This window comes from Variovorax sp. DAIF25, assembly GCF_050711835.1.
Taxonomy (GTDB): domain Bacteria; phylum Pseudomonadota; class Gammaproteobacteria; order Burkholderiales; family Burkholderiaceae_C; genus Variovorax.
This window is the reverse complement of the sequence record NZ_CP136636.1, coordinates 2,256,713-2,274,573: the sequence shown is the minus strand read 5'-3', so window position 1 is coordinate 2,274,573 and position 17,861 is coordinate 2,256,713. Positions and strand designations below refer to the sequence as shown.

The 17,861-nt window shown below is 66.4% G+C and carries 12 protein-coding genes; 5 read left to right on the top strand and 7 right to left on the bottom strand.

The features are described 5' to 3' along the window. Positions 1 to 4: 4 nt before the first annotated feature. The 7 genes from R0232_RS10390 to R0232_RS10360 all read right to left on the bottom strand — a co-directional run bounded on the left by R0232_RS10390 (position 5) and on the right by R0232_RS10360 (position 11,375). The gene (locus R0232_RS10390) at positions 5 to 718 is read right to left on the bottom strand and encodes a hypothetical protein (protein ID WP_431512051.1); all 714 of its coding nucleotides are present in this window, start codon (positions 716 to 718) and stop codon (positions 5 to 7) included. Positions 719 to 780: 62 nt separating this feature from the next. Beyond that, the gene (locus R0232_RS10385; protein ID WP_431512050.1) at positions 781 to 5,127 is read right to left on the bottom strand and encodes a hypothetical protein; all 4,347 of its coding nucleotides are present in this window, start codon (positions 5,125 to 5,127) and stop codon (positions 781 to 783) included. Between the two features lie 823 nt (positions 5,128 to 5,950). Next, positions 5,951 to 8,245 (bottom strand): molybdopterin cofactor-binding domain-containing protein, encoded by a 2,295-nt coding sequence (locus R0232_RS10380; RefSeq protein ID WP_431512049.1) that lies wholly within the window; start codon positions 8,243 to 8,245, stop codon positions 5,951 to 5,953. Then, complete coding sequence (locus R0232_RS10375; protein ID WP_208508813.1) at positions 8,242 to 8,727, bottom strand: (2Fe-2S)-binding protein; 486 nt, start codon at positions 8,725 to 8,727, stop codon at positions 8,242 to 8,244. Before R0232_RS10375 ends, R0232_RS10380 begins: the two co-directional genes overlap by 4 nt. Beyond that, entirely contained in the window at positions 8,724 to 10,043 is a 1,320-nt protein-coding gene (locus R0232_RS10370; protein WP_431512048.1) for a c-type cytochrome, read from the bottom strand. Before R0232_RS10370 ends, R0232_RS10375 begins: the two co-directional genes overlap by 4 nt. 154 nt (positions 10,044 to 10,197) lie before the next feature. Beyond that, entirely contained in the window at positions 10,198 to 10,638 is a 441-nt protein-coding gene (locus R0232_RS10365) for a hypothetical protein (protein WP_431512047.1), read from the bottom strand. A gap of 26 nt (positions 10,639 to 10,664) precedes the next feature. Next, entirely contained in the window at positions 10,665 to 11,375 is a 711-nt protein-coding gene (locus tag R0232_RS10360; protein WP_431512046.1) for a helix-turn-helix domain-containing protein, read from the bottom strand. 247 nt (positions 11,376 to 11,622) lie between these two features. Between R0232_RS10360 and R0232_RS10355 the strand changes: the two genes are divergently transcribed. From R0232_RS10355 to R0232_RS10335, 5 genes are all read left to right on the top strand, one after another. Then, complete coding sequence (locus R0232_RS10355) at positions 11,623 to 12,789, top strand: NAD(P)/FAD-dependent oxidoreductase (RefSeq protein ID WP_431512045.1); 1,167 nt, start codon at positions 11,623 to 11,625, stop codon at positions 12,787 to 12,789. A gap of 59 nt (positions 12,790 to 12,848) precedes the next feature. Next, the gene (locus R0232_RS10350; RefSeq protein WP_431512044.1) at positions 12,849 to 14,300 is read left to right on the top strand and encodes a M81 family metallopeptidase; all 1,452 of its coding nucleotides are present in this window, start codon (positions 12,849 to 12,851) and stop codon (positions 14,298 to 14,300) included. 64 nt (positions 14,301 to 14,364) lie between these two features. Further along, positions 14,365 to 15,951 carry an ABC transporter substrate-binding protein gene (locus tag R0232_RS10345; protein WP_093349074.1) on the top strand — a complete coding sequence of 529 codons (1,587 nt, stop codon included), beginning with the start codon at positions 14,365 to 14,367 and terminating at the stop codon, positions 15,949 to 15,951. 33 nt (positions 15,952 to 15,984) lie between these two features. Beyond that, positions 15,985 to 16,920, top strand: coding sequence for an ABC transporter permease (locus R0232_RS10340; protein ID WP_431512043.1), 936 nt, complete (start codon positions 15,985 to 15,987; stop codon positions 16,918 to 16,920). 8 nt (positions 16,921 to 16,928) lie between these two features. Then, positions 16,929 to 17,852: an ABC transporter permease gene (locus tag R0232_RS10335; RefSeq protein WP_431512042.1), complete on the top strand. Its 924-nt coding sequence runs from the start codon at positions 16,929 to 16,931 to the stop codon at positions 17,850 to 17,852. Positions 17,853 to 17,861 lie beyond the last annotated feature (9 nt).

Genomic DNA, 17,861 nt, shown 5'->3' with positions numbered 1-17,861 from the left:
CATTTTAGGCGCAAGGAATCAAGGGACGGCGAGGGCGGCGCACGGCATGAGTCCTCCAGGTCGTGTCAAATTCGAAGAGGCAGGTCGAGTCGAGTACAAAGATCTTATCGAATGTCAGCGGGACGGAACTGGTGCTTAGCGCCTCCCACAGCAATGGGCCAGCCCTGTCCGGCTTGATCGGTGGGAGCGGCCAGGCGTCGTAAATCAGTAGCCAGTTTTCACCGAACGCCTCGAACTCGGGGTGTCGCGCTTTGCTCACTTTCGCTTCGGCCGAGAAAAGCATGGCCGTAGCCCACTCCCGCTCTGGCGTGTCGCCGCACCATGGCTCTCCGGGTTCGTCGGCTCGGATTTCTTCGCGAAGTTGAGCGGCAGACCTTACGGCTTCACCGGGGACTGCGCGAGGCGTGAAATACACCTCGGGCCCTTCGCCCTTCTCGCGCAGGAAACTCGCGTGGGCGATGTTCGGCGGAACGGCTTCGGTGTGCTCTATCCCGACCCTCCAGTCGCCCGATTCGAGCAGAAAGTCTGGCTTGTCACGATGTATGACCGACAGCGGAAATCTCATCCGATCGGATGGCAGCGAGGAGAGCAAGTGAGCGATGCAGTACCTTTCAGCCTGCTCGGTAGTTCTGCCGTCGGAGCGTCTGGGAACCGATATGTCCAGTCGGGACAGCTGTACGCTAAGCGCGATCGGGGATTCGGCTTCGATGAGTGTCATCACTTTCTCGCTTCAGCAAGCAGCTTCAATTTCGTGTGGCAGGCAGCCCATGCAGCTCTAGACTAGCGCTGGACCGGTAAAAGTTCTGCGTCTCTCAGATCCAAACCGATGACCGCGAGTCGCACACGCCCTTCCTCTCGAAGTTCGAGCTCCTTTGCCCGAGTGGCAAGACGAGCAACAAGCTCGTCGAAATTCAGAAACGGCCCACTCCGACCCACCCTCCAGCGGCTTGTATCTCCGTTGTAAGTCAGAAGCAGGCAGCCCACTGTAGTGTGCTCATGCCGTAAATACTGGGCGAGTACTTGGTGCTCCAGAGCGTGCTCGAGGTTTCCGATGGACCAGCGCTTGTCGGCGACTTTCAGCTCGATGACAGCGCGACTTTGTCCCCGCACTGTGGCGAGTCGAATATCTGTCCTCTTTTTGTCGGCAACCTCGTCCTCGCGGGTGACGACGTAGGCTCCTCTCTTTGCCGCGTCCAATCGCATGGCGATAGCGAGCTGCATCTCGGTCTCTTCACTGATGGAGCAAAGGGTTCTCCTGTCACTGAAGTCGTGGTGCGTTATGTCATGCTGCAGGTCGTCGATCCGGTCGAGCATCAACCTGTAGAGACTGTCTCGATCAACTGCCGGAGGCTCTCCGTATTCGTCGAGTGCCGAGATGTCCAGTTGGTCGAAGGCGGGCAACTCGGCGTCAATGGCGGCGCGCTCTCTGGCCAGCAGTCTCAGCCTGTCGGGCATATGGGCGAAAGTACTTGCCGAGGCAAGTGACAAAAGCTCGGCTCGGGACGTTGCACCGGGCGTGTCGAGGAGCGCGGATAGCAGGAAGTTCCTGACGTCTTCAGCATTGTCCCGGACGTTCGGTGTGTACACCCCTTCATGAGTCCGGTCATCCTCGCGACGGATGATTGCGTACGCCGCCCGTACCAACCGTCCGAGAATACGAGCTCGAGCTGCAGCGTCATCAATGCGAATTGGAATTCCGTCCCGTCCACCAAAAATGGCCGCGAATGCAGGCACCCCAGTGGCAACGGTGGACGCCTTCAACGCATCGAGAACGGCCTGTGCACCGACCGCGAAGTCGAAGCGCAGGGCGGACCGAAGCCAGTGGAGTGCGAGGGACTCCGTCTCCTCATGGGAAGCCTTCTGAATGCAATGACGCGCCAGCCTTACTCGTTGCTCGCCGTCACTTGTCTCGTCCAGTATCCGAACCAACTGGTCGAGCGCATGCAGCACCCTCGCATCACCTGCATCGCTCTCAGTCTTCGTGGCCCAGCTCAGGAAGAGTTGAAGGCAGACTGGCGATAGCAGCATCTTGATATTCGCCTTGGCATAGGTCAAATCCTGAAGGGTCGGGAGGTAGGACTGCTCCGGACTCTCAGCTGCTTCGGCCAGCAGTTCCGCTCCGAGTATCGACGCAACGGCTTCTGGATGACTCTCCGCGAGAGTTGAGAGCCACTCTGCAAACCCATTGAACTCCAGCGTGGCCAGCGCAGTCGCAAGTCGGGCTTCATCGCCAGTGAGACGCCGCGCCCAATCCGGATCGTCTGCCTCGGCGGATACCGAAAAGAGGCCATACGTCCAAGCCCAGAGCGTTGTGTTGCGGTCGTTTTCCGGCCTCTTGGACCAGAGCACGGGTGTGAGCGTGCGCCAGTACCTCCGCAGCCCGGCAGCCAACTCCTCGGCAAACTCCGGGCCAAACGCGTCGGAAATCGCGCGCCTGTCCCACACCTTGGAGCGACTGCTGAGATTTCCACCCATCGACAGCCACTTGTACACATTCGCGATCGTCGCCTCGAGCTTCTCAGGTGCAAACGCTCTATCGCGCTGGGAAAGAATATTTGTGCGCCACTTCTTCCAATTGGCAAGTCGATCGCGCTCCTTTCGCCTCTGGGACTGCTCTCGTTTGCGTTCGTTGCGCATCCATTCTTCTTGGATGTCGCCGCCCGTTGTCGGGGCGACCCACGCTTCCAAGGAGGACCTCAGGTGTTCGTCATCCGCGACGCTGTTCTTCAACACCTGAAGTTCGTCAGCCGGCGAGCCTCGTTCGCGCCAGAGTTGCAAGAGAGCATGTAGAGCAACGCCTCGACGGGAGGGTACCGAGGCTGTCCGCAAGGCCTCCTCGAGCCACGTGCGGTCTTGTTCCACAATGGTTGGAACGACCCCACCGTGGACCACGTGATAGTACCGATGCCACGGGTCTGGGTTGGGCACCATCTCGTCCATGGCGGAGAGTTCCTCCCAGAACGCCGCTGTACGAACGCTCGGTACCTCGAAAAGCTTCTGTCGCAGAACTTGCAAGACCTCGGCATCACCGGTTCGGTCTGGAGCGAATCTGTGGGCAATAGCGCACGCGCGTGCCAGTCCAGGGCGCGACGCAGCACCACTGGCCTGAAGCTGTCTCGTGCAGAGGATTGCAAGTCCCGTAGTTACATGGTCGAAAGCGCCGGCAATCTGATAGAACGGACGATCCAGAAATCGTCCTCGCCAGATGAGGTCGGTGAGACCGTCACGCAGTTGCACGGCGATCGCCGTGGTGGGTTCGATCGATTTGCAGATGAGTTGCATTTGCCACCCGAATCCACTAACAGCATAGCGGGGCTCCTCGATGCGCTCAACAAGCATTAGCAGCTCGCCCACGGTCGCGATGAGTGGAAAGAGGTCGGCCGCAGCGCCATGGATGACTCGGTCCGGCCACGCAACTGGAAATGCGACGATCGAGTTGGTCACGCGACGTGCCGCAACGTGTGCGCCGCTGTCTACCAAGGCCCGAATTGCCACCACGCGCTGGTACGGTGGCAGGTTCGTGTCCATTGCCGCGGCCTCTGCGATGTCCGAGCATCCGGTCGTCTTGCTCTGCCAAATGATTTCGAGCAACAACTCGCTCACGTCTTCATTTGCACGACTCGTTTGCCAAAGGTCTCGGATCACAGGGTCGAGCTCCGGAGTGGCCAACCGTCGAACCTCGTCAATCGGAATGTTGATACCGCGCGAAGTGCCAGTCCTGTAGGCATTTGCGAATCGCCTCACGACATCGGCCTTGGCCTGAAGCGAGAGCGCCTCTGGGTCGCCCAATGACAGCAGAACCTCCGGTTGACGACTGGAGAGCTCCTTCATCACGCTGTCGTCCCATAGTGCTAGCCACGCAGCCACGGGCCGCGTTGACGGGATGACGACTCGTTCTCCATACGGATCGGCGAATAGCAGGCGCAATAGCGCCTTGACGCCCATTTGCCCTGCGCGTAGTGCCCGCAGCCGGCTTGCTGCCAGGTACTCTTGAACCGATCGATGATGAAAGCGGACGCGACCATACGTCGCTGGGTCGAACAAAGCGCGGCGAAGGAGGGCATTTCGCTGATTAGATGTCCAATCAGGCAGGACGAGGACCGGGTCGAGTACTGTTTCGCTCCGGTCGACATCGAGAGGCTGGTCAGGCGCCTGAACGGTTCGGCGGCGCATGAGTGTCATCGCCAGAGCCAGTCGCTCCGCTCCGACTCGCGCCATCGTCTCTGACAGTTCTCCACCGTCCGGCCGCTCGGGGTCGTCTTTCAGCTTGGAACTGATGTTCGCTTCGTGCTGCTGCGATCGACTGCCGAGTTTCCCGTGCAGCTTCCAGTTCGCCACAAGTTCCGATAGATCGAGAGGTCTGCGAGCAAAGGTCCAGGCTCGTTGACGCGCCAATTCTTCGAGAAACACCTGGGCGTCGCCGAGCCCACCGATTGACCGTGCAAAGCTCTCGATCTGCTTGTCCCCCAGCGGCAAGAGAATGACGGCGAACACATCCGATGCGCCTTCTAGCGGAGTCTCCTTTTCAGTTTTGGTCTTGGGCGTGCGGATCCGCCTCAGAAACGCCTCCTCCGACGTCTGCTCGATGTCGGAACTTGGCTCGGAGATGGGCAACTGAGTCCTGTAAGTGGACATGTCAGTCACCGGACGCCAATCATTGGGGCGGCACGAGACCACCACCCGGGTGCGGTCCAGGAGACCATCAACCGCCTTGGCAAAGATGCCGAGTGAGCGCTCTAGCTTGCCTCGTGTCAGCTTGAGTTCATCGACAGCGTCCAGAAAGAACCAGGCCGGTGTTCTCCCATCGGCTTTCCAGGCATCGAACCGAATCTCATCTTTCGCCGACAGCACGTCTGAGAATTTCACGTGGTCCAGGGACTCGAGCGCCACGAAGAAAGCGTACTTGTTCGTCTTGGTAAGCGCTTCCGCCATGTGCCGCATCTCGGCGGTCTTCCCTGAGCCTGCCTCCGCCAGAAGAAGGACGCGAGGGCGTTCTAGGAGCTCATCCCACTTCAGCCCGGACGACAGATACGTGCGATCGCTCAGGGAATCGAGTATCTCTGGCTGCTCAAGTTCCTTGCTTGTGAGAGCTCGAAATTGACGGCCTAGGTCGACGAATTTAGTCATTCAGGTCAATCGTAGCGTTGCATCCAGGCCTTCGAGCCATGGCTCCGAGCAATGGGTTTTGACTCGGAACTGGGCTGGCGACGAAAAACGTACTTTGCACCATGGCGGCTAACCTAAAGCCAGAGCGATCTGCGAGGTAAATTCGGGCGCGTAGAGGTGCGAATGCCTGAGGCCGGCGATCTGGACGAGGATACAGACATCGTTGAAGCGACGGTTGTTGCATCCCGGGCTTCGAGCTCGTCATGGTGCGGACTGCCGACGAGTTTTGGTACACGCTCACGCCGGCCACAGCGAGCATCTCCTTACAGAACTTGCGCGAAGGACTGAATCGGCCCGGGATTTGCGGAGGCTCCAACCTTTGAGAAGATGGAGCCATGAACAAGTCGAACAAGTTTTCACCTGAAGTCCGCGAGCGCGCAGTGCGGCCGGTTCAGGAGCATCGCGGGGAGTACCCGTCCGCCGGCTCGCACATGACACGGCTGCCCATGTAAAACTTGTGGTTCGGACGGTTGCAATGCGGCCGAGATCGTAGATTCGCGCGACTTCATCGTCCGACTTCAATCGCTGCAAAAGAGGCGAGGAGTCGCGCCTTCGCGTCGAGCGGCTGCGAACCGAGCTACAGCGGTCGGTGGGTGCACTGAAACCAGCTTCGGCTATCGCTGCCGAGTAGCCTCCCCTCCCCTGACAATGCAGAGCAAACGGATGGAGCCGCGCCATCTCAAAGAAACTTCAGGCTAGAGATCGTTTGCGCACACTGGCCCAAGTAGCGATCTATTTAGGCAAAGCCTCACAAGCGTGGCGCCTGCCGCCAACCTCCCCAGCCTCAACCCTGCCTGTATTCCTTCAACCTCCGCCCCGCCGCCAACGGCAACCCCCGCAACCTCCGCCCCGTAGCATCCGCAATCGCATTCCCCAACGCCGCAGGCGCCGGCCCCTGCGAGGCTTCGCCGGTCCCCAGAAACGGCGCCCCGGGCCGATCGATGATGTGCACCTCCACCTTCCGCGGCACGTCCGAGAACCGCATGATCGGATAGCGGCTCCAGTCATAGCTGCGGATGCGCTGGGCGTCGTACTGCACCTGCTCGTACAGGGTCCAGCTGGCCGACTGCAGGATGCCGCCCTCGACCTGGTTGCGCACGCCGTCGGGGTTGACGACCTGACCGCAGTCGATGGCCGCGATGGCGCGCTCGATGCGGATCTCGCCGGTCTCCGGCACGATCGACACCTCGACCGCCAGCGCCAGATAGCTCATCAGGTTCTTGTACTGGGCGAATGAGAAACCCACGCCGCGGTTCGGCACGCGCTTGCGCCTGGGGTCCCAGCCGAACTTCTTCGCCGCGAGTTGCACCACGTCGCGCCCGCGCGGGTCGTCGAGGTGGCGCAGCCGAAACTCGACCGGATCGGCGCCCGCGGCGGCGGCCAGCTCGTCCATGAAGCTCTCGATGGTGAAGACGTTCATGTACGCGCCGAGGCCGCGCATGGCGGACACGCGCACCGGCATGTCGGGCAGGAAGTGGTGCTCGACGTTGTAGTTGGCGAAGTTGTACAGCGGCAGGCTGTTGCGGTCGCCACCGCCCTCGGGCATGGGAATGGGCTTGGGCGGCGCCGGCGTGAAGGGCTTCGCGAGGTACTGCGCGGAGATGAAGCGCCCGGCGTTGTCCAGGCGCTGGTTGTGCGAGTTGCTCCAGATCTCGTATTGCCAGTCGACCACGCGGCCGCTGGCGTCGAGCGAGGCCTTCACGTCGGTGACCATCGCGGGCCCGAAGGGTTCCCAGGTGAATTCGTGCTCGCGCATCCATTGCAGCCGCACCGGACGCCCCGGCACGGCGCGCGCGATCAGCGCGGCCTCGGCGCCGGCATCGTCGGCGGCGTTGTGGCCGTAGCAGCCCGAGCCTTCGACGTGCACGCAGCGGATGTCCTCGGGCTTCATCGAAAGCAGTTCCGACAGCGCGCCACGCATCGGGAACACGCCCTGCGAATGGGTCCACACGGTGAGCTTGCCCTGCGCATCGAACTGCGCGACCGCGCACGAGGGGCCGATCGACGCATGCGCGAGGTAGGGCTTGGTGAAGCGCGCATGCAGGGTCCTGGCCGCCGGCACGGTCTCGCCATGGCGGTCGCCGACGTGGATCTCCTGCCGGGGCAGCTTCATCAACGTGTCGTGAATGGTGGCCGGCGTGGGCAGCGAGGCACTTTCCTGCCAGCGCGCGGCCTCGGTGAGGGCGCGCATGGCCTGGATGGCCTGCCACTCGTCCTGCGCCACCACGGCCAGGAAGCTGCCGTCGCGCACCACCTTGACGACGCCCGGCATCTTCTCGACGGCCGCGCTGTCGACGCCGGTCAGCACGGCGCCGTACGACGGCGGCCGCACCATGCGCGCATGCACCATGCCCGGCAGGCGCATGTCCTGCACATAGCTCGCGCCACCGGTGACCTTGCCCGGGATGTCGAGCCGCCGGCGCGACTGGCCGATGAGGCGGTGCTGCTTCGGGTCGACCAGCTCGGAGCGCGGCTCGGCGCGCCGGTGCAGGTCGAGCCCGCTCACGGCCTGGCCGTAGCTCAGGGTGCGGCCGTCGGGGGCGGAGATGACGCCGTCGCGCAGCTTGAGGGTGTCGGCCGCCACGCCGAGCTTGCCGGCGGCCGAGCCGACCAGCAGCACGCGCACCTGCGCCGCCGCGTTGAGGATGGCGGTGCCGCTGTCGGCGGTGGAATGGCTGCCGGCCGTGTAGCCCTCGTTGGGCGTGACGGCGGTGTCGGCCGTCACCAGGTGCACCGCCTCGAAGGGCACGCTCAGCTCCTCGGCGGCGATCTGCGTGAAGGCGGTGCGGATGCCGGTGCCGAGCTCGGCCTTGCCGGTCCACACGGTGATGCGGCCCTGCTCGTCGATGCGGATCCAGGCGTCGAGCATGGGCGTGCCGGTGAGGTCGCCCGGCAGCTTGGCGGTGCCGGCATCGAGCGCGCTGGGCGCGCCCGCCTCGGTGGCCTGCTTGCCCTGCTGGGCCAGCGCGGCGGCCCCGGGCCAGAGCGAGAAGCTCACGGTGAGCGAGCCTGCGGCCAGGAAGTGGCGCCGGCTCGGGTTGCGCAGCGCGGCGTCCTGCCGCTGTGCGGGGTGGCTCATCGCGATGCTCCTTGCCGCGCGGTGCCGGCCAGCGTCTTCGACGCCTCGACGATCGCGGCCACGATGCGCATGTGGGTGCCGCAGCGGCAGAGGTTGGGCTGCATGTGCTGGCGGATCTCCTCCTCGTCGGCGCCCGGGCGCTCGTCGAGCAGCGCCTGCGCGCGCATCACCATGCCGGCGATGCAGTAGCCGCACTGGGCCGACTGCTGTTCGATGAAGGCCTGCTGGATCGGCGCCGGCTTGTCGGCACTGCCCAGGCCCTCGATGGTGCGCACCGCGCGCTTGCCCACCGCCGACACCGGCATCAGGCACGAGAACACGGGGCGCTTGTCGACGATCACGGTGCAGGCGCCGCACTGGCCGAGTCCGCAGCCGTACTTGGCGCCGTTGAGCTTGAGGTGGTTGCGCAGTGCGTACAGCAGCGGCATGGAGGGGTCGATGTCGAGCGCGTGGTCGACGCCGTTGACGGTGAGCGTGATCATTTCGGCAGTGCCTCCTTCTCCTTGCGAACCTTCGCAACCTCGTTCTGCAGGTCGGGCCAGGCCGGACGCTGCGTGGCGCTGGCGCGCACGTAGCGCAGCACCTCGGCGATCTGCTCGTCGCTCAGCACATCGGCGAACGGCGGCATGTAGTGCGCCGATGCCGAGCCGCCCCACGGGTTGCCGCCCAGCACCAGGTTGATGGCGTTGCGCGCGCTGTCGGCATTGACCGCCGTGCTCAGGCCGAGCGCGGGCCGGTCGCCGATGGTGCGCATGGGCGCCGCGCCGCCGTGGCAGCCGGCGCACGAGCCGTTGAACAGCGCGGTACCGGCATCGACGCGCTGGCCCGCGGGCACGGCCGCCGCGGCAACCGAAGCCGACGCAGCCGCCTTGGCCGGCTCGGCCTGCGCCACGGCAGGGGCCGCGGGCTGCAGGCCCATGATGTAGGTCGCGATCGCGCGCACGTCCGACTCGGGCACGTCGGCCAGGTGCTGCGTCACCGGCAGCATCGGCCCCGCGGCCGCGCCGTGTTCGCTCGCGAGGCCGGTGCGCAGGTAGGACACGAGCTGCTCCTTCGTCCACGGCCTGGGCGCGCTGGCCAGCGCATTCAGCGGCGGCGCCTCCCAGCCGTCGATGAGGTTGCCCGCGAAGGGCTGGCTGCCCTTCTCGGCGCCGAGCAGGTTCATCGGCGTGTGGCAGGCCGCGCAGTGCGCCGCGCCCTCCACCAGATAGCGGCCGCGCAGCCATTCGTCGGACTGCGCCGTGGCGGGCGCGGGCAGCGGGCCCTTCTGCAGGAACAGCAGGTTCCAGCCAGCGACCAGCGGCCGAAAGCCGAGCGGGAAGGTGAGCTGGTTGGCCCTGGCCGGCGCATGCACCGGCGTGCGCGCCATCAGGTACGCATAGAGCGCGCCGATGTCGTCATCCGACATGCGCGTGAAGTGCGGGTAGGGAAAGGCCGGGTACAGCAGGTGCCCGTCGCGCGACACGCCGGCGCGCATGGCGCGGGTGAAGGCCTCGAGCGACCAGGTGCCGATGCCGGTCTCGGCGTCGGGCGTGATGTTGGTGCTGTAGATCGTGCCGAAGGGCGTGTTGAGCGGCAGGCCACCCGCGAAGGGTTTGCCGTTGGCGGCCGTGTGGCACACCATGCAGTCGCCCGTGCTGGCCACGTGCGAGCCTCGCACCAGCAGCGCCTGGTCGCCGCTTGGCGGCGGTGGCGCGGGCAAGGCCGCGATGGCCGGCTCCCACGCATAGGCAAAGGCCGCGCCAACGGCAGCAGCCGCGACGACCAGCAGCGTCGCGATCTTGTTTCTCGTGTTCATTCGTCCATCCTGCCCGGCCGGGTTTGCGTACGGCGCATCGCTTCATCGTGGGCGGCGCGGATGCTACGCGGCAAGAATTAGATGGGAGTTCGGGCTTGGAGATACCTGAGTCGAATGCTGGTCGGTGTCGGGCAGGCTTCTCGACCTCGGAAGGCTAGTCGTCCCAACCGAATTCGAGGAGCCAGGAGGCCTCCGCGCTGGTGAAAGCAATCGCGTTCCAGATCGTGTTTGGCACCATCGTGCCTTCCCCCATGACCATGAATGCCGCGGCATCGCCAACCTTCTCGCCAATCCCACCGACTAGCTCGCGAACCACTACGGCGTTCTGTGCGGCAGCGCCGGGCCCTGACGAAGGCTGCGCCCCAAACACCCAATCAAAGACGAAGGATTCGACGGCTGGCCGCCAGTTCGCGTCCAGGGGAAAGAGCTGCAGCGGGAACCGTTCCTGGTATTGCCTCGAGAGCTTGAGGTGGTCCACCAGAGAATTCAACAGCGTGTCGCTCGCAGGCAAACGGCTGAACGCGTAGGAGCAGGCACCGCTGCAGCTCCATACGCTGAGTGACTCAAGTGCAAGCAGATGGTTATCGATGTTCATGTTGGATCGCTCGGTGGACGGACGAGTCAACCCTTGCCGGCGCGCCCAATCCTCTTCTTCGCCACCGCCTCCACGGCTTCCACCTCCGGCGCCTCCCGCGCCGACTTCATGTGCCCGCTCTCCCCGATCGTCATCCCCACGATCTTCGCCAGCTGCCTGCTCACGCTGATGTACGCATGCCCGAGCCGGCTGTCGAAATAGAGCGAATCCCCACGCCCCAGCCGCACCACCTCGCCGTTGTCGAAGTGCACCTCGATCTCGCCCGAGAGCACATAGGCGAACTCCTCGCCCGAGTGGCGCACGAAGTCCTCGGGGCCGTGGATGCGCCGCGCGTGCACCACGCCGACGATCGGGCTCATCTGCTTGCCGGCGGCGGTGGTGCCGAGGAACTCGTAGGCGATCGATAGGCCGCGGTACACCACGCCCTTGCCGGCGCGCGTGACGACGGGGCCGTCGAACTGGGCGGGCTTGACGCCGGCGCCCGCGAACATGGCGTTCATGTCCATGTCGAGCGCGCGGCCCAGGGCGGTGAAGTTCTCGTAGCCCAGCGCGAGCTGGCCGCGCTCGGCGCGCGAGATGGTGGTGATCGACACGCCCGAACGCTCGGCCAGTTGCGCCAGCGTCCAGCCGAAACGCTTGCGCGCGGTGCGCAGGCGATAGCCGAAAGTGGTGCGGTCCAGCGTGGGCGCGGCCTCCTTCGGCTTCGCCGCCTGCTTGGTCCCTGTATGTGGATTCACGCTTGGCTCTCTCTTGTGATGCGCAGGATTCTGCCAGTCCATCCGCCGCCGCTCCACCGCCGGGCCGCCGCGGCCGGGCCCGGAATTTGCGTATGCGCAAATTGCAAGTACGCAAATTTCACCGCCATGGTGCAACGAACGTCCTGAGTCCTTCGCCGCGTCCTCACTCTGCACGAGACGATGCCAAAGGAACTCAGGGCTTTCGATAATTTGCGTATACGCAAATTTGTTCCTACACTGCGCCGCGATGACAACGACCGAACACACCACCGCCACCACCGACTTCCTCGTGATCGGCGGCGGCATCGCCGGCGCCTCGGTGGCGCACTGGCTCGCGCCGCATGCCCGCGTGATCCTGCTCGAACGCGAGAACCAGCCCGGCTACCACTCCACGGGCCGCTCGGCCGCGCTGTTCATGGAGAGCTACGGCACGCCGCAGGTGCGCGCGCTCACGATGGCCAGCCGCGCCTTCCTCGAGAACCCGCCGCCGGGCTTCGCCGAACATCCGCTGCTCACGCCGCGCGGCGCGATGATGATCGCGGGCCCGGGGCAGGAGGCGCAGCTCGAAGAGCACTGGCAGGTGCTGCAGGGCATGCCCGGCGATCCGCGCCGGCTCAGTGCCGACGAAGCATGCGCGATGGTGTCGGCGCTGCGGCCCGAGCAGGTGATCGGCGCGGTCTACGAACCCGATGCGGCCGACATGGACGTGCATGCGATCCACCAGGGCTACCTGCGCGGCATGCGGCGCGCGGGCGGGCAGCTGGTGTGCGACGCGGGCGTGACGGCCATCGAGCGCGTGGGCGACATCTGGCGCGTGCAGGCCGGCGGGCGCAGCTACGAGGCCCCGGTGCTGCTCAATGCGGCGGGCGCCTGGGTCGATACCGTGGCTCGGCTCGCGGGCGTGCCGCCCATCGGCATCGAGCCGCGCCGGCGCTCGGCCTTCATCTTCGCGCCGCCCGAGGGCGAGGCCGCGACGGCCGCGCGCTGGCCCATGGTGTTCGGCGCCGAGGAGGACTGGTACATCAAGCCCGACGCCGGCATGCTGCTCGGCTCGCCGGCCAATGCCGACCCGGTGGAGCCGCAGGACATCCAGCCCGAGGAGCTCGACATCGCGATCGCGATCGACCGCATCGAGCAGGTGACCACGCTCTCGATCCGCCGCCCCACGCGCACCTGGGCCGGCCTGCGTTCCTTCGTGGCCGACGGCGACCTGGTCGGCGGCTTCGATCCCGAGGCGCCGGGCTTCTTCTGGGTCGCGGCGCAGGGCGGCTACGGCATCCAGACCTCGGCCGCGATGGGCGAGGCCTGCGCGGCGCTGGCACGCGGGCTGCCGCTGCCCGAGCGCATCGCGGGCTTCGGGCTCACGGCCGAGATGCTCGGGCCGCAGCGGCTGCGCAGCAAGGTCGCGGCCTGACGCGGCAACGCCCCCCTTTTCCTCCTTCTTCCCTCCACCCCGAGAACAAGAGAAACCCCATGCGTGTCTTCAGTGCCTCCCTCGCCACCGAAACCAACACCTTCGCGCCCATGCCCACGGGCCTGGCCTCGTTCAAGGACCGCGGCTACTTCCCCGCCGGCAAGCATCCCGAAGCGATGACGCTGTTCTCGGGCCCGCTGTGGGCCGCGCGCATCCGCGGCAAGGAGCACGGCTGGACGCTGTTCGAAGGCATGGTGGCCGGCGCGCAGCCCAGCGGCACGACCACGCGCCATGCCTACGAGACGCTGCGCGACGAACTGCTGGCCGACCTGCGCGCGGTGCTGCCGGTCGACATGGTGCTGCTGGGCCTGCACGGCGCGATGGTGGCCGACGGCTACGACGACTGCGAGGGCGACCTGCTGAAGCGGGTGCGCGAGATCGTGGGCCCGCAGGTGGTGATCGGCGCCGAGCTCGATCCGCACAACCACCTCACGCCCGAGATGGTGGCCAACGCCGACCTGATGATCTCGTTCAAGGAGTACCCGCACACCGACGTGCTCGAGCGCGGCATGGAGCTGGTCGACATCTGCGCGGCGCAGGTCGAGGGCAAGGTGAAGCCGGTGGCCGCGATGGTCGACTGCGACATGATCGTGACGGTCCACACCTCGCGCCAGCCGGCGCGCGGCTTCGTCGAGCGCATGCAGTCGCTCGAGGGCAAGGACGGCGTGCTCTCGGTCTCGCTCACGCACGGCTTCTCGTGGGGCGACGTGCCCGAGATGGGCACCAAGCTGCTGGTCTACACCGACGGCGACGCGGCCAAGGCGCAGGCCCTGGCGCGCCAGCTGGCCGACGAGGTGATCGCGATGCGCGACGAGCTCACGGTCCCCTACCCCGGCATCGACGCCTCGCTCGACGCGGCGCTGGCCTTCGACGGCGGCCCGGTGGTGCTGGCCGATGGCGCCGACAACCCCGGCGGCGGCGCGGCCAGCGATTCGACCTTCATCCTGCGCCGCCTGGTCGAGCGCGGCATCACCAACGCGGCGCTGGGCCCGATGTGGGACCCGATCGCGGTGCGCATCGCCTTCGACGCGGGCGTGGGCGCCAAGCTCACGATGCGCATCGGCGGCAAGATCAGCCCGCTGTCGGGCGACCCGATCGACCTCGAGTGCACGGTGAAGGCGCTGCAGCGCGACCTGGTGATGACCGGCCTGGCGGGCACGCCCGTGCTGATGGGCGACAGCGCGCTGGTGGAGGCCAACGGCATCGAGATCGTGCTGATCACGCTGCGCAACCAGGCGATGGGCACCGACCTCTTCACGCAACTGGGCTGCGACTTGGCGGCCAAGAAGATCGTGGTGGTGAAGTCCTCGCAGCATTTCTATGCCTCGTACTCGAAGGTCGCCAGGCACGTGATCTACGCGGGTGCGCCGGGCGCGGTCACGCTCGACCTCAGCACCCTGCCCTACCGCAAGGCGCGGCTGCCCAAGTGGCCGATCGGCGCCACGGCCTGACGCACCCCGTTTTCGTTTTTCTCCCTCGTTCCCTTCCCTTTTCCTCAGCCCACGGAGTTCCGCGATGACTTCACCACGCCGCCTTCTCGCCGCCTGTCTCGGCGGACTCGCCCTCGCCACGGCGAGCCTGCACGCGCCGGCCCAGCAGCAGCCCAAGACGCTGCGCGTGGTCGCGCATGCCGACCTGAAGATCCTCGACCCGACCTTCACCACGGCCTACATCTCGCGCAACTTCGGCTACATGGTCTACGACACGCTGTTCGCGCAGGACGCGAACGGCAAGCCGCAGCCGCAGATGGTCGAGAAATACAGCACCTCGAAGGACGGCAAGCAGTGGAGCTTCACGCTGCGCCCGGGCCTGAAGTTCTCGGACGGCAGCGCCGTGACCTCGGCCGACGCCATCGCGTCGCTGCAGCGCTGGGCCGCGCGCGACAGCCTGGGCCGCGCGATGGTGGCCAGCGGCGCGGAATGGAAGGCGGTCGACGCTCACAGCTTCACGCTCACGCTGACCGAGCCCTTCGGCATGGTGCTCGACGGACTGGCCAAGCCCTCGGGCTTTCCGCCGGTGATCCTGCCCGAGCGCATCGCGAAGATGCCGGCCACGGCGCCGCTGACCGAGGTCGTGGGCTCGGGCCCGTTCGTGTTCAAGCGCGACGAGTGGGTGCCGGGCAACAAGGCGGTGTTCGTGCGCAACACCAACTACGTGGCGCGCAGCGAGCCGCCGAGCGGCCTCTCGGGCAGCAAGAAGACCAGCTTCGACCGCGTGGAGTGGCTCTACCTGCCCGACGCCAACAGCGCGGTCGCGGCGCTCAAGCGCGGCGAGGTCGACCTGGTCGAGCAGCTGCCGCCCGACTACATCGCGCCGCTGCGCACCGACAGCAACGTCAAGATCGGCTCGGGCGGCGCCTACCAGGCCTTCCTGGTGATGAACCAGCTGCACGCGCCGTTCAACGATCCGAAGGTGCGCCAGGCGCTGCTGCAGGCCGTGAGCCAGGAGCGCTTCGTCGCGGCCATGGGCTATCCGCTGGACATGCGCATGAGCTACTGCGCTACCTACTTCATCTGCGGCAGCCCGAACGAGACCGCCGCCGGCGCCGAGCCCTTCCGCAAGGCCGACGTGGCCAAGGCCAAGAAGATGCTGGCCGACGCGGGCTACAAGGGCGAGAAGGTGGTGCTGCTGGTGCCCAGCGACGTGCCCTACCTCAACGCCGAGGCGCTGATGGCCGCGCAGACCATGCGCAGCATCGGCCTGAACGTCGACGCGCAGACCATGGACTGGGCCTCGATCGGCGCGCGCCGCGCCAAGCGCGATGCGCCCGAGGCCGGCGGCTGGAACATGTACGTGACCGTGGCCGGCGAGTTCGACGCCAACTCGCCGATCGCCAACGCCTACCTGAGCGCGGCCTGCGGCAACAGCCTGCCGGGCTGGCCCTGCGACAAGAAGCTCGACGAGCTGCGCACCGCCTGGCTCAAGGAGACGGTGCCGGCCAAGCGCAAGGAACTGCTCGACGCCTTCCAGTCGCGCGCCTACGAGGCCGTGCCCTACATCAACGCGGGCCAGTACTCGGCCGCGTTCGCCGCGCGCTCCAGCCTCAAGGGCGTGGACAAGCTCTGGGCCGGCATGCCGACGGTCTGGATGCTCGACAAGTAGGCCCTCCTCCCCAGCCACGAGAACCTCGAAGCCATGGGCTACATCCTCCGTCGGTTCCTCTCGACGCTCCCGGTCATGGCGGTGGTCGCCGTGGTGGTGTTCCTGTTGATCCACCTGTCGCCCGGCGATCCGGCCGCGCTGATCGCGGGCGACCTCGCCACCGGCGAGGACATCGAGAAGCTGCGCGCCGTGCTCGGCCTCAACCTGCCGCTGTGGCAGCAGTTCGCGCTGTGGCTCGGCCGGCTCGCCACCGGCGACCTCGGCACCTCGATCTTCACGCAGGTGCCGGTGTCGCAGCTGCTCGGGCAGCGGCTCGAGCCCACGGTGTCGATCGCGCTGCTCACCATGGCGATCACGCTGGTGGTGGCAGTGCCGCTGGGCACGCTCGCGGCCTACCGCGCCGGCACCTGGATCGACCGGCTGGTGATGCTGTTCGCGGTGCTGGCCTTCTCGGTGCCGGTGTTCCTGGTCGGCTACCTGCTGATCTACGCCTTCGCGATCCAGCTGCCGTGGTTCCCGGTGCAGGGCTACGTGCGCTTCGGCCATAGCCCGACCGACTGGCTGCTCGGGCTGGTGCTGCCCTGCGTGAACCTGGCGCTGGTCTACATCGCGCTGGTGACGCGCATGACGCGCGCCACCGTGCTCGAGGTGCTGCACGAGGACTACATCCGCACCGCGCGCGCCAAGGGCCTGGGCGTGCTGCCGGTGCTGGGCCATGCGCTGCGCAACGCGGCGATCCCGATCGCCACCACGGTGGGCGTGGGCATCGCACTGCTGATCGGCGGCGTGGTGGTCACCGAGACGGTGTTCGCGATCCCCGGCGTGGGCCGGCTGGTCATCGATTCGGTGCAGCGCCACGACTATCCCGTGATCCAGAGCGTGCTGCTGCTGTCGGCCGGCGTGTACGTGCTGATCAACCTGCTGATCGACCTGAGCTACCGCTTCTTCGATCCGCGCATCCAGTACTGAACCGCGCCATGTCCACCGTACTCCCCATGAGCGACAGCGACACGCCCCCAACTTCGGCCAGCACTTCGGCCAGCGCCGAGGCCGACATCGTGCCCTTCGTCCCGCCACGCTTCCGCTGGCTGCGCAAGCACCCGACGCTGATCGTCGGCCTGCTGCTGCTGCTCGCGGTGGCGGCGCTGTCGATCGCCGCGCCCTGGATCGCCACCCACGACCCGCAGGACATCGACCCGCTGGCGCGCATGCAGCCGCCCTCGGCCGAGCACTGGTTCGGCACCGACGCGCTGGGCCGCGACGTGTTCAGCCGCGCGGTGTGGGGCGGCCAGGTGTCGATGATCGTCGGCGCCTCGGTCGCCGTGCTGGCCACCGTCTTCGGCATCGTGCTGGGGCTGCTGGCGGGCTTCGTGCGCCGCATCGACGGCTTCGTGATGCGCGTGATGGACGGGCTGATGGCGATCCCCGGCATCCTGCTGGCGATCGCGCTGATGGCGGTCACGCGCGCCAGCCTCACGACCGTGATCGTGGCCATCACCATTCCCGAGATACCGCGCGTGGTGCGGCTGGTGCGCTCGCTGGCGCTCACCTTGCGCGAACAGCTGTTCGTGGAGGCCGCGCATGCGGTGGGCACGCGGCTGCCGACGATCCTGTGGCGCCACGTGCTGCCCAACATGGTGGCGCCGCTGATCGTGCAGTCGACCTTCGTCGCGGCGGCCGCGGTGCTGACCGAGGCAGCGCTGTCCTTCCTCGGCGTGGGCGTGCCCGCGCAGACGCCGAGCTGGGGCAACATGATGGCCGAGGGACGCAACTTCGTCGCCGTGGCCTTCCACATCATCCTGTACCCGGGCCTCTTGCTCGCGGCCACGGTGCTCGCGATCAACCTCGTGGGCGACGGGTTGCGCGATGCGCTCGATCCGCGCCTGGCGCGCCAACTCTGAGGGACGACG